Source organism: Lentzea albida (assembly GCF_900111005.1).
GTDB lineage: Bacteria > Actinomycetota > Actinomycetes > Mycobacteriales > Pseudonocardiaceae > Lentzea > Lentzea albida.
Genome location: NZ_FOFV01000025.1, coordinates 39,773 through 51,284, shown reverse-complemented (window position 1 = coordinate 51,284; position 11,512 = coordinate 39,773). Strand labels below are relative to the sequence as shown.

The window sequence follows — 11,512 nt, the reverse complement described above, 5'->3', positions numbered from 1 at the left end:
TGCACCCGTCCACCGAGGACGGACGAGCACCTTTCAGGCGGGCACGAGCCCGTCACCGGACTTCTGGTAGGCCTTGCCGCACACGCAGATGAGGTCTTCGGCCAGCCGTTCGCCGCACTCGCAGACCCAGCCGCGGACCCTGGCCGGGTTGCCCGCGACGAACGCGTGCGCCGGAACGTCCTTCGTGATCACCGCGCCGGCCGCGGCGAACGCGTGCGCGCCGATCTTCGTTCCACACACAACGGTCGTACCGGCACCGAGCGTGACGCCGTTCTCCACGCGCGTGGTCAGGAGGGCCTCGGGGCCCTTCTTGACGTGCGCGCGCGGCCTCAGGTCGTTGGTGAAGACGACGTTGGGACCGAGGAACACGTCGTCGCCGACCGAGACGCCGTCGAACAGCAGCACGGCGTTCTTGACCGTGACGCGATCGCCCAGGACGACGCCGCCCTCGACGAACGCGTGGTCGCAGATGTTGCAGTCCCTGCCGACGACGGCTCCGGGCAGCACGTGGGCCCACGCCCAGACGCGCGTGCCCTCGCCGACCGAGTCGCTCTCGTTGAGCCCCAGGGGGTGGACGCTAGGCATGGGACGCCACCGCTTCCTTCAGCACAGCGGCGACGCGCGCCTGCTGTTCGTGGGTGATACCGGGGAACAGGGGCAGGGACAGGATCTCGTCCGCCGCGAGCTCGGCCACCGGGTAGCCCTCCGGCCGGCCGTACTTCGCGAACGCTCCCGTGCGGTGCACCGGCGTCGGGTAGTGGATGCCCGCGCCGACGCCGTTGTCGTTGAGGTGCTTCAAGATCGCGTCTCGGTTGCGCACGCGCACCACGTACAGGTGCCACACGTGCTCGTTGCCGGCGGCGGTGCCCGGCAGCCGGACCTCGGCGACGTCGGCGAGCAGCTCGGCGTAGGTGTCGGCGGCGAGGGCGCGTTCGGTGTTCCAGCCGCTGAGCTGCTTGAGCTTCGCGCGCAGCACGACGGCCTGCAGCGTGTCGAGGCGGGAGTTGAAGCCCAGTTCGGGGTGCGAGTACTTCTTGTCGCTGCCGTGGTTGGCGAGCAGCCGGAGCCTGCGGGCGACCTCCGGGTCGTCGGTGACGACGGCGCCCGCGTCCCCGAACGCGCCGAGGTTCTTGCCGGGGTAGAAGCTCGTGGCCGCGGCGACGCCGAAGCCGCCCATGGAGGTGCCGTTCTGCGTGGCGCCCTGGCACTGCGCGGCGTCCTCGACGATCTTCACGCCGTGCTGGGCCGCGATCGCGCGGATCTCGTCCATCGGCGCCAGCTGGCCGAACAGGTGCACGGGGAGCACGGCCTCGCACCGCGGCGCGACCTTCGCGAACTCGGCGGGGTCGAGCAGCAGGTGCGCCGGGTCGACGTCGACCGGTACCGGTACCGCGCCCGCGCGCACGGCGGCCTCGGCCGTGGCGACGAAGGTGTTGGCGGGCAACGCGACGTGGTCGCCCTCGCGGATGCCGGCGGCGCGCAGGGCGAGCTCCAGCGCGTCCGTGCCGTTCGCGACGCCGACGCAGTGCGCCGTGCCGGTGAACGCGGCGAACTCCTCCTCGAACGCCGTGACGTCCGGGCCGCCGATGAACGCGGTCTTCGCCAGCACCCTGGCGAAACCCTCCTCGACCTCAGCGGCGATGCGGTCGCGCTGGAGGCCGAGATCGACCAACGGGATGTTCACAGGGACTGCCCTCTCGTTCGCTTCCTCGTCTCAGGGCGCGTTCTCACACCCTCACCCCCAGTTCTCGCGCGGGCACACCGGCCCAGGTCTCCCCGGCCGGGACGTCCCGCAGCACCACCGATCCCATGCCCACCAGAGCTCCCGCGCCGATCGTCACGCCTTCGCGCACCAGCGCGCCCGACCCGATGTAGGCGCTCTCCCCCACCTGCACGGCACCGGCCAGCGCGGCCCGGCCGGCGAGCGTCACGCCGTCCGCGACGGAGTCGTCGTGGGTCAGCAGCACGTGCGGCATGGCGAGCACGAACCGCCCGACCCGTTGCGGCGCGGTGATCACCGCGCAGGCGAACAACATCGTGCCCGCACCGAGCTCCACCCCGGCAGCGACGCTCGCCTGCGGGTGCACGAGCGTGGCGTAGCGCTCGTCGTCGAACCCGAGCCGTTGCGCGATGCGCACCCTGCTGTCCCGGCGTGCCGGACTCGCCGTGCAGATCAGCACCTGTGCGTCCGGGTGGTCACGGACCAGGTCGACCGGTCCGAGCACCTCGGCGCCGTCGACCACCGCACCGTGCTTCCCAGGTGCGTCGTCGAGCAGGCCGAGCACGGTCCACTGCGGACGGACCTCGTTCACCGCGGCGATCGTGGCCAGTGCCTCACGCGCGAGGCCACCGGCACCGATCAGCAGCAGCGGGGTCATCGCGCGTCACACGCCAGCTCGAGCGCGTCGACGACCTGCTCCTGCTCGGCCGCGGTCAGCTCGTGGAAGAGCGGGAGGATCAGCGTGCGGCCCGTCAGTCGTTCGGTGACCGGCAGCGGCGCGTGCGGGTGACCGGCGTACGCGGGCTCGAGGTGCGACGCCATGATCCCGCGCCGCGCGGACACGCCCTTGGCCGCCAGCCGGTTCAGCACCTCGTTGCGCTCCACCGGGCAGTCCTGCGACAGCTCCACCCAGAACGACTGGTAGTTCGTCGTGCCGTGGGACGGATCGCGGACGGCGCGCAGGCCGGGGATGCCGGCGAGCAGCTCGTGGTACCGCGCGGCCAGCTCACGCCGGCGCGCGATGATCGCGTCCAGCCGCCCGAGCTGCACCAGCCCGACCGCGGCCTGGATGTCGGTCATGCGGTAGTTGAACGCCGTCTCGAGGTACTCCTCCAGCACGACACCACCACCCGCGTGGCGGTCCGCCGCACTGACGCTCATCCCGTGCTCGCGCAGCCGCCGCGCCCGCACCGCCACGTCGGCGTCGTAGGTCGTGAGCATGCCGCCCTCACCGGTGGTGAGCAGCTTGCGCGGGTGGAACGACCACGCGGCCAGGTTCGCGCCCTGCCCCACGGGCGCGCCGCGATAGGTCGACCCGGCGGCACACGCGGCGTCCTCGACGACCGGCAACCCTAGTGGGGCGAACGACTCGACGTCCGCGGGCACACCACCCTGGTGCACGAGAACGACAGCGCGCGTCCTCGGCGTGACGACCGCGGCCACCGTGTCGGCCGTCAGGTTGCCCGTCTCCGCGGACACGTCGGCGAACACCGGTGTCGCACCGCAGTACCGCACGGCGTTGGCCGTCGCGATGAACGAGAACGACGGCACGACGACCTCGTCACCGGGCCCGATCTCCAGCAGGTGCAGCGCCAGGTGCAACGCGGTGGTGCACGACGACACGGCGACACCGTGCCCGGCGCCGACCCGTGCCGCGAACGCCTCCTCGAAGCTCCGCACCCGAGGCCCCTGCGCGACCCAGCCGGAACGCACGGCCTCCGCCGCCGCCTGGGCCTCCTCCTCGCCCATCAGCGGACGCATCACCGGGATCATCGACGGAACTCCCTTTTCCACGAGGCGTGAGCCATCGGCATTCCTAATAGGACGTCGAGCCGAAACCGCCTGTCGTTACACGACTTGAGGTATCGGCCCAAACAAAACCCAACGGGCGCAACGACTTCCGCGACTTCGTCACGGTGCGTCAGATCGGCGCCACCGGTGGGGACGATCGGTTCCCGAACGGCGGCACTGCTGTTCGGGACGCAAGGGTGCGGCGGGGCGCCGGAGGACCTGGGGGTGTCGGCCGGCGCCGCCGCCGCGGCTTGGGGGTGATGCGGTTCGTGCGGCGCCTTGGCCGCTTGTTCGGTGCGGTCGTGGCGGGTTGAGCAGTGCGGTTCGAGCGGTGCCGTGGCCGCTGGTTCACTGCGGTCATGGCGGGTCCAGCGGCTTCGCTGCGGGTCAAGCGGTGCCGTCACCGCAGCTTCGTCGCGGTTCGGGCAGGGCCCGCGGCACCTTCACCGCGGACCCCGAGCCGTTCAGGCGTTCCGCGCGGCGTCCTTCTCCGCGCGCCACCACGCGACCAGGTCGCGCAGTCCGCCGTCCATCTCGATCTCGGGCTTCCACCCGAGCTCGCGGGCCGCGAGGCTGATGTCGGCGAGCCGGCGCGTCACGCCGTTCACCTTGCGCTCCGGGCCGTGCTCCAGCGGCAGGTCGGAGTCCATCGCGGCGAGCAGCGCGAGGGCGAGCTCCTTGAGCGAGGTCTCCTTGGAGGACGCGATGTTGTACACCGCGTCCGTGACCGGTGCCTTGGCCGCGAGGATGTTGGCGCGTGCGATGTCGTGCACGTGCACGAAGTCCATCGTCTGGGCACCGTCGCCGAAGATGAGCGGCGACTTGCCGTCGACGATGCGCTCCATCCAGCGGATGAGCACCTCGGTGTACAGGCCGTGGACGTCCATCCGCGGTCCGTACACGTTGAAGTAGCGCAGCGCCACGTAGTCGAGGTCGTACATGGCCTTGAAGCTGCGCAGCATGCCCTCGTTGAACGCCTTCGCGGCGCCGTAGAAGGTGTCGTTGTTGTACGGGTGGTGGCGTTCGTCGGTGGGGAACGACTCCGCGAGGCCGTAGACCGAGGCCGACGACGAGGCGATGACCTTCTTCACCCCGGCCGCCGCGGCGGCTTCGATCACCGTGAACGTGCCGTCGACCAGGCACTCCAGTGCGAGGCGCGGTTCCTCCGCGCACTGGGTGATGCGGATGGCGGCGAGGTGGAAGACGAGGTCCACGCCCTCCATGAGCGAACCCACGAGGGCCTTGTCGTTGATGTCGCCCTCGACGACGCGGACGACACCGGACTCCAGCGCGGAAGCGAGGTTCTCGCGGCGGCCGCGCACGAAGTTGTCCAGCACGACGACCTCCGCCGCGCCGGCCTCGACGAGCTGGTCCACGACCGACGACCCGATGGTTCCAGCGCCGCCCGTCACGAGCGCGCGCTGACCGGTGATCGGCTGTGCCGTCATGCTGAAACCCTGCCTTCGACTTGTTGTACGGGAACGAAAAGCCCGCCGGAGCGCAGCGACTCCGACGCCGCCTCCAGCACCGCCAGCACGCGCAGGCCCGCGCGGCCGTCGGTGAGCGGCGCCCGCTTCTCGGTGATGGACGCGGCGAACTCCGCCATCATCGTGCGCAGCGCCTCGCGTTCCACCAGTGCCGGCGCGACCATGTCGCCGGTGCGGTAGGAGATCTTCTGCTGCTCCACGGAGCGGTCGACGCCGCGGTCGTAAATGGACAGTCGCTGCGCCGGGTTGTTGTCGTCCCACACGACCGTGCGCTGCGAGCCGCCGATGACCATCGTGCGGATCTTGGTCGGCGACAGCCAGTTCACGTGCACGTGGGTGATCGCGCCGTTGGACAGCCGGACCGTGAGGTGGCCGACGCACGCGACGCCCGCGCCGATCGGGTCCGAGCCGTGCGCCGCGACCTCCACCGGGTGGACGTCGTCGGGCAGGATCGCTTCGAAGATCGACAGGTCGTGCGGGGCGAGGTCCCACAGCACGTCGACGTCCGGCTGCACCAGACCGAGGTTGATGCGCACCGAGTCGATGTACTGGATGTCACCGAGTTCGCCGCCGCGGATGATCTTGCGCAGGTGCTGCACGGACGACGTGTACGCGAAGGTGTGGTCCAGCATCAGCGTGAGGCCGCGCTGTTCCGCCGTCTCGACGAGCTTGAGGCCGTCCTCGAAGTTGGCCGCGAGTGGCTTCTCGACGAGGACGTGCTTGCCGGCCTCCAGCGCCGCGAGCGCGACGGGAAGGTGCGTGGCGGCGGGGGTGGCGATGGCGACGGCGTGCACCTCGGGGTCGGCGAGGACCTCGTCGAGCGAAGCGGTGGCGCGCACCGTGGAGTACTGGCCCAGCACGCGCCGAGCCTTCTCCACGTCGAGGTCGCAGAGGTGGCGCAGGTGCAGCGCCGGGGTGGCCTGGGCGTTGCGAACGAGGTTCGGCCCCCAGTACCCGGCGCCGATGACGGCAAGGCCAATCACGTCTTGGTTCTCCATCAGTAGGCCCCCTGACCGCCGAAGACGGCGCGGAAGGTCTTCCACATGATCACGAGGTCGAGCGCGAGCGACCAGTCCTCCACGTAGCGCAGGTCGAGGCGGACCGACTCCTCCCACGAGAGGTCGCTGCGCCCGCTCACCTGCCAGAGACCGGTCAGGCCGGGCTTCACGAGCAGGCGGCGCCGCACGTCCGAGGAGTACTTGGCGGTCTCCTCCGGCAGCGGTGGGCGGGGACCGACGAGCGACATGCTGCCCGCGAGGACGTTGAACAGCTGCGGGAGCTCGTCGATCGAGTAGCGGCGCAGGAACGTGCCGACCTTGGTGATGCGCGGGTCCCTCTTCATCTTGAACAGCACGCCGTTGCCCTCGTCGACGGCGGCGAGCCGGGCGCGCAACGCGTCGGCGTTGGTCACCATGGTGCGGAACTTGATGATCGTGAACGGCACGCCGGTCTTGCCGACCCGCTTCTGGCGGTAGAAGACGGGGCCGCGGCTGTCGATCATGACGAACGCGGCGACGGCGAACATGAGCGGTGCCAACGCGATCAGGAGGGCGAACGCTCCGACGCGGTCGACGACCTCCTTGACCAGGCGGCGGAACCCGCTCAGTGCCGGCTCGCTCACGCGCAGCAGCGGCATGCCGAGCACGGCGCTCATGTGCAGTCGCGGGCCGGCGACGTCCATGAGACCGGGCGACACGACCATCTCGGCGCCGGAGCCTTCGAGCGCCCACGCGAGCTGCTGGAGACGGCGAGGTGTCCAGTAGGCGTCGGGTGTGACGGCGACGATGCGGTAGCCACCGCGGCGGACGTGCTCGGCGAGCTCGCGCAGCTGGCCGACGACGGGAACGCCCTCGACGTCGGTGCCGGCGCGGCCGCGGCCGTCGATGGTGCAGATCGCGTCCACGCGCCAGCCGAGGTGGGCGACGCGCTTGGTGCGGTGGATGAGGTCCTCGACCGTGTCCAGGTTGCCGGCGGCGAGGACCGAGAGCAGGAAGCGCCCTTCCTTGCGGCCGCGGTGCAGCGGGCGGCGCAGGAGGTAGCGCATGGGGAACGCGACCAGGGCGATCGCGGGTACTACGACGAAGATCCACAGGCGGGCGCCGGGGATGTCGACGGCGAGCGCTCCTAGACCGAGCGCCACGACGGCACCGAACAAACCCCGGCCGAGTCTTCGGAACTCCTCGGCTCCCTGGCCGAGGACCGCCGGCTGCCACACGCGGTTGATGGCGAGTGAGCCGACGACGAGGACTACTGTGAGTACGTCCAGCAATGCAAGGGAAAGCGGCCCGAAGGCGGTGTGCCGCATGCTCATGACGGCACCGACGGCGACGACGACCAGGGCAATGGTCAGCACGTCTGCGGTGATCACGGCATAGCGGTAGCGACTTTCCCAACGCGCTACGGGTGGGTGGGTCTGTCTGCGTTCCGACAGCGTATTGAGCGTGGAGCGCAGCCCGTCAACGTCACGGGCAGCGCGGACCTGCTCACTCATCGTTCTGATCTCCCCGGCTCAGCGGCGATTTCGGACGTGCACGTACGCAGGTCACCCCGAGGACCTTGATTCTCAGATCTGGCGCGAACTTCGGATCTGCCGCATTCGGGCTCGGCAGCCGGAGCTCGCAACCGGTGATTCGCACGTTCTGGCATCCGCGTTACAGACCCTGGAAAAAAGTTTCCCCGGTGCCCGCATATCGGACGTGACGCGCGTCTCACCACCTGGAAACCGTGGCGAGGCAAGACGATTACTCATGTCCAAAAGGGACATAGAGGTGTCGTATGCCGCGAGGTAATGGCCTAGAACAGGTCTTCAGGCCCTAGTCTGATCGTCTGCGATTGTGCATGTACTTACCGCTGAACGGAGTAATGCTCTAAGGTCGCACGGAAATGCGCACTTCGTCACTGTTGACGACCACAACGTCACCGTGCCGCAACTGCGCCCCGCGCCGGAGCTCCACAGCGCCGTTGACGTGGACTTCTCCGTCCTCGATGAGCTCCTTCGCGTGCCCACCGTCCTCGGCCAGCTGAGCCAGCTTGAGGAACTGCCCTAGCCTGATCGGCTCTTCGGAGATCTCGACCGTCCGCATGAGTCACATCATCCCAGTAGGGTGTGCCCCACCGCTCGCTCGGGGGCGCTCCCCAGCGCGTTCGAGTGAACCCGTTGACACGCTTGAAGTATGAAAACTTCGTGGGGGTACACCGCCTGGTTGGCGGTGTCGGGATTCGTCTGCGTCGCGATAACGATCTTCGCCGCGAGCGCGTACGTCACCCTGGACATGGCGCAGTCGCGCCCGCCGTTGCACGGACCGGTGCACTACGGCCTTCTCGTCGCGCACATCTTCACCGGAACGGTCGCCGTCCTGGCGGGTGTCTCGCAGTTCTGGCCGGGCCTGAGGGCACGCCATCCGCGGGTGCACCGGGTGATGGGCCGCGTCTACTTCGCGGCGGTGCTGCCGTCGTCCGTGCTGGGGGTGGTGTGCGCGCAGCTGTCGCTGGCCGGCCTGGCGTCGTCGGCACCGCTGACGGTGCTGTCGGTGCTCTGGTTCGTCAGCGCGGTGCACGGCCTGAAAACGGCGAGGCGGCGCCGGTTCGGCGAACACCGCATCTGGATGATCCGCGGTTTCGCACTCACCGGCGCCGCCATCACGGGTCGCCTTTGGGGGCTCGCACTCGGTGCCCTGCTGCCCGAGGGGGACGGGCTGCTGGTCTTCGCCACCGCGAACTGGCTGTCGTTCGTGGTGAACCTGCTGGTGGCCGAGTGGTGGATCCAGTCGCGGGGTTACACCCGGACCTTGCCCTCCGTGGCGCTGAGGCCCAGCATCTCGAGCAAGTCGGCGCAGTCGAGCGCGTCCGTGGCGTGACAGGCCACGGTGCGTGCCGCCTTGCTGTTCTGAATCGAGCTGTGCTCCTTTTCCAGAGCCTTGGCCTCGGCGAAGGTGCCGGTTTCGGGCTCGGCGATCGCGGGACGCGCCCAAGTCATGTCGTGCCTGCTTCCGCATCGGGGGATGTGGTCATCATGGCAACTGGGTGACGGAAACACCAGAACTTGTGCTTACCGTAATCGATCACCCACGCAGCGTGTAAACCGTGGGAGCGCTTTCTTTTCTTACGCTCTGCAAACGATTTTTGCTGTTTTCCCGGGTTCACCGGCCGTACCTGAGCACCGACTCCACTTCGGTCACGAATGCGACGAGCCGTTCGTCGTCCACGTCGTCCGGCGTGGGACCGTCGACCGCGAGCCGTTGCAGCGCAACGGAAGTGGTCGCGCTTTCCCGCGCCAGGCGGCGGAACCCGAACGTCGCCTCGTAGAGCGACATCGCGGTGCCCAGCGCGGCCAGGGTCGTTGCGGCGAAACCCCACATGGCCCTGCGCGGCCCGTCCGCCATCCCGACGGCGGCCGCGGCCGCGGCGGCGATGAAGAAGGCTGCGGCGAGCGCGACCGTCCAAGTGCGAGCGCGGGAGAAGCGCTTGCGGGAGCGTTCGAAGTGGTCGAGCCGGTCCTGGAAGCGGTGGCGCAGATAGGCTTCCACGAACTGGGCCTGGCGCTGCTTGTCGCTCATGTCCGCACCACCTCGTGCTTGCGGTTGCTGACGGCGGCTTCCAGGTCCGCCACCTTGTCCTGGCGTTCTTCCTCGGTGGCCGGCGCGACGGAGGCGAGGTGCGCGAAGTACAGCGCCCTCAAGCGTTCCGCGCGCGACCGGGCGGTGAGGTACTTGTCGAGCGACTCCCGCTTGCGCGCCACGATCGTGACGGCCGCGGCGAACGCGCCGCCCGCCACGACGAGCACACCGGGCCACGGCGTGTCCTTGAGCCACGTCTGCAACGCGGCGAACACCGTCGTCGTCAGGCCGCCCGCGATCGCGAGCACGGCCATGAGCCGGTAGCGGTTCTGCTCGACGTCGGCTTCCGCGTCGAGCTCCTGGAAGGCGGGCGCGACGACCTGGTTCGCGTCGTGGATGGCGTCGGCGAGCGCCGGGTACGCCACGACGAAGCCGGGGTCGACGAGCGGCCGCGCCTCCGGTGCCCGGTAGCGGACCTTGGGCCAGATCCTCGGTGGCTTGACGGGCTTCTCCTTGCCCAGCAACCGTTCCAGCGCGGTGACGGCTTTGCCGGCGCCTTCGTCCACGTGGATGATGAAGATCTTGCCGCTGCGCACGAGGACCGCGAGGTCGCCGGTGAGGTCACCCGTCGCGATGCGGTCGGCGAGACCGCCCGTGCCGGCGAGCACCAGCAACGGGTTGTCGCCGCTGAGGTGGTCGACGACCTCCTTCTCGTTCTCGCCTCCGACGACGAGGGCGACGACGGGCTTCTTGTGGCGCACGGCGTCGATCGTGCGGAACAGCACCGGTGTCGCGTCCGTCCACTCCGAACCGGGGACGATGACGGCGACGCTGTGGTTGGGTTCCAGCGGGACCTGACCGTTGGTGGAGGTCTCGGTGAGGTCGTGCACCTTGCTGCTCGGCGCGACCCCGACCACGACGGGCCAGCGCTGCTCGCACGCCTGCAAAGCCATGCCCAGCAAGTGGACAACGCCTCTGTCGGTGCCTTCGGTGACGAACACGGCGCCGTTGCGCGCCGCGGTCACGACCACGGATCTGAGCACCGGCAACAACTTCGCGGCGAGATCCGTCTCGATGTCCTGGGTGGAGCCGAAGACCGAGATGACCGTGCGGCCCCGGGGCAGTCCGAGGGCCTTGGGTTTGATGTCGGCGTCCGGCTGGGACAGCCGTTTGACTGTCGGGCCGCCTGCTGTGGGCATGCCGCGCACCATAACGCCGTGATCGACGGTAGGCCAGAGCCGTTCAGACCCGTCTCAGGTCGCCCACACGCCCCTGGTCAGCTCTTTCAGGTCGCTCAGGTCGTCGATCACGATCTGGGCCCCGGCCCGGTGGAGGTCCTGCCTCGAACTCCTGCCGGTGGCCACGGCGACCAGCCGCACCCCGGCCTTCGCCGCCGCCTGGACGTCGTGCGGGGTGTCCCCGATCAGCACGACCTCGTGGTGGGCGAACGGGCGGATGTGCCGCGCGCGTTCGCGGGCGAACGTCACGAGCTCGGCCCGGTCGACGTGGTCGTCGCCGAACGCGCTGACCTCGAAGTCGACGAGGTGGGCGAGGCCGAACTCCTCCAGCTTGATCAACGCGACGCTCTTCAGGTTCGCGGTCAGCACGCCCTGGTGCACGCGAGGGTCGTCCGCGAAGTGCTCCAGGGCCTCGAGCGCGCCGGGCAGCACCTCGCCGTGGCCGGGCAGCTCGCCCCGCCGCGTCTCGAATGAGCTCGCCAACGCGTCGGCCAACAGCCGCGAGGACTCCTCGGTGTGCTCGATGCCGTGCTGCCGCAGCGTCTCCTCGATGATGTCGAGCTCGGTGCGCCCGCCGAGGTCGACGGGCCCCTCCAGCTCCCTGCCGAACGCCGCCTGGAACGCGTGGCGGTACATCAGCCCGCCGAAGCCGCGCGCCGAGATCAGCGTGCCGTCGATGTCCCACAGCACCAGCAGTTCGGGCCCGGTCATCCGGCCACC

General features: G+C 69.6%; 12 protein-coding genes. 1 reads left to right on the top strand and 11 read right to left on the bottom strand.

The genetic code is table 11. The features are described from left to right. Positions 1–33: 33 nt before the first annotated feature. The 8 genes from BMY74_RS39835 to BMY74_RS39800 all read right to left on the bottom strand — a co-directional run bounded on the left by BMY74_RS39835 (position 34) and on the right by BMY74_RS39800 (position 8,081). On the bottom strand, positions 34–585 hold the full coding sequence (locus BMY74_RS39835; RefSeq protein ID WP_089926216.1) for an acyltransferase: 552 nt from the start codon (positions 583–585) through the stop codon (positions 34–36). After that, positions 578–1,684: a DegT/DnrJ/EryC1/StrS family aminotransferase gene (locus BMY74_RS39830; protein WP_089926213.1), complete on the bottom strand. Its 1,107-nt coding sequence runs from the start codon at positions 1,682–1,684 to the stop codon at positions 578–580. Before BMY74_RS39830 ends, BMY74_RS39835 begins: the two co-directional genes overlap by 8 nt. Before the next feature lie 43 nt (positions 1,685–1,727). Next, a complete protein-coding gene (locus BMY74_RS39825; RefSeq protein WP_089926211.1) occupies positions 1,728–2,378 on the bottom strand; it encodes a NeuD/PglB/VioB family sugar acetyltransferase in 651 nt (216 codons plus the stop codon). Next, complete coding sequence (locus tag BMY74_RS39820; RefSeq protein ID WP_218159912.1) at positions 2,375–3,493, bottom strand: DegT/DnrJ/EryC1/StrS family aminotransferase; 1,119 nt, start codon at positions 3,491–3,493, stop codon at positions 2,375–2,377. The genes BMY74_RS39825 and BMY74_RS39820 overlap by 4 nt, the downstream gene beginning before the upstream one ends. Positions 3,494–3,975: 482 nt before the next feature. After that, the gene (locus BMY74_RS39815) at positions 3,976–4,959 is read right to left on the bottom strand and encodes an NAD-dependent epimerase/dehydratase family protein (RefSeq protein ID WP_089926209.1); all 984 of its coding nucleotides are present in this window, start codon (positions 4,957–4,959) and stop codon (positions 3,976–3,978) included. Continuing rightward, the gene (locus tag BMY74_RS39810) at positions 4,956–5,981 is read right to left on the bottom strand and encodes a Gfo/Idh/MocA family protein (RefSeq protein WP_245786643.1); all 1,026 of its coding nucleotides are present in this window, start codon (positions 5,979–5,981) and stop codon (positions 4,956–4,958) included. Before BMY74_RS39810 ends, BMY74_RS39815 begins: the two co-directional genes overlap by 4 nt. Before the next feature lie 14 nt (positions 5,982–5,995). After that, positions 5,996–7,489 (bottom strand): sugar transferase, encoded by a 1,494-nt coding sequence (locus BMY74_RS39805; protein ID WP_089926203.1) that lies wholly within the window; start codon positions 7,487–7,489, stop codon positions 5,996–5,998. A gap of 376 nt (positions 7,490–7,865) precedes the next feature. Beyond that, the gene (locus tag BMY74_RS39800) at positions 7,866–8,081 is read right to left on the bottom strand and encodes an RNA-binding S4 domain-containing protein (protein ID WP_089926200.1); all 216 of its coding nucleotides are present in this window, start codon (positions 8,079–8,081) and stop codon (positions 7,866–7,868) included. A 90-nt stretch (positions 8,082–8,171) separates the two neighbouring features. On the opposite strand from BMY74_RS39800, the gene BMY74_RS39795 reads away from it, so the two are divergent. Continuing rightward, positions 8,172–8,855 (top strand): DUF2306 domain-containing protein, encoded by a 684-nt coding sequence (locus tag BMY74_RS39795; protein ID WP_089926197.1) that lies wholly within the window; start codon positions 8,172–8,174, stop codon positions 8,853–8,855. A gap of 282 nt (positions 8,856–9,137) precedes the next feature. Here BMY74_RS39795 and BMY74_RS39785 read toward each other — a convergent pair whose 3' ends face one another. Genes BMY74_RS39785 through BMY74_RS39775 form a run of 3 tightly spaced genes read right to left on the bottom strand, consistent with a single transcriptional unit; the run spans position 9,138 to position 11,503 of the window. Continuing rightward, positions 9,138–9,554: an SLATT domain-containing protein gene (locus BMY74_RS39785; protein ID WP_089926193.1), complete on the bottom strand. Its 417-nt coding sequence runs from the start codon at positions 9,552–9,554 to the stop codon at positions 9,138–9,140. Then, positions 9,551–10,753, bottom strand: coding sequence for a DUF4231 domain-containing protein (locus tag BMY74_RS39780; protein ID WP_089926438.1), 1,203 nt, complete (start codon positions 10,751–10,753; stop codon positions 9,551–9,553). Before BMY74_RS39780 ends, BMY74_RS39785 begins: the two co-directional genes overlap by 4 nt. Before the next feature lie 54 nt (positions 10,754–10,807). Further along, on the bottom strand, positions 10,808–11,503 hold the full coding sequence (locus tag BMY74_RS39775; RefSeq protein WP_089926190.1) for an HAD family hydrolase: 696 nt from the start codon (positions 11,501–11,503) through the stop codon (positions 10,808–10,810). Between the last annotated feature and the right edge of the window lie 9 nt (positions 11,504–11,512).

Excerpts from the sequence above, each read along its gene's own strand:
- BMY74_RS39835 (WP_089926216.1), bottom strand. The coding sequence starts at position 585 with ATGCCTAGCGTCCACCCCCTGGGGCTCAACGAGAGCGACTCGGTCGGC.
- BMY74_RS39825 (WP_089926211.1), bottom strand. The coding sequence starts at position 2,378 with ATGACCCCGCTGCTGCTGATCGGTGCCGGTGGCCTCGCGCGTGAGGCA.
- BMY74_RS39820 (WP_218159912.1), bottom strand. The coding sequence starts at position 3,493 with ATGATCCCGGTGATGCGTCCGCTGATGGGCGAGGAGGAGGCCCAGGCG.
- BMY74_RS39815 (WP_089926209.1), bottom strand. The coding sequence starts at position 4,959 with ATGACGGCACAGCCGATCACCGGTCAGCGCGCGCTCGTGACGGGCGGC.
- BMY74_RS39805 (WP_089926203.1), bottom strand. The coding sequence starts at position 7,489 with ATGAGTGAGCAGGTCCGCGCTGCCCGTGACGTTGACGGGCTGCGCTCC.
- BMY74_RS39800 (WP_089926200.1), bottom strand. The coding sequence starts at position 8,081 with ATGCGGACGGTCGAGATCTCCGAAGAGCCGATCAGGCTAGGGCAGTTC.
- BMY74_RS39795 (WP_089926197.1), top strand. The coding sequence starts at position 8,172 with ATGAAAACTTCGTGGGGGTACACCGCCTGGTTGGCGGTGTCGGGATTC.
- BMY74_RS39785 (WP_089926193.1), bottom strand. The coding sequence starts at position 9,554 with ATGAGCGACAAGCAGCGCCAGGCCCAGTTCGTGGAAGCCTATCTGCGC.
- BMY74_RS39780 (WP_089926438.1), bottom strand. The coding sequence starts at position 10,753 with ATGCCCACAGCAGGCGGCCCGACAGTCAAACGGCTGTCCCAGCCGGAC.
- BMY74_RS39775 (WP_089926190.1), bottom strand. The coding sequence starts at position 11,503 with ATGACCGGGCCCGAACTGCTGGTGCTGTGGGACATCGACGGCACGCTG.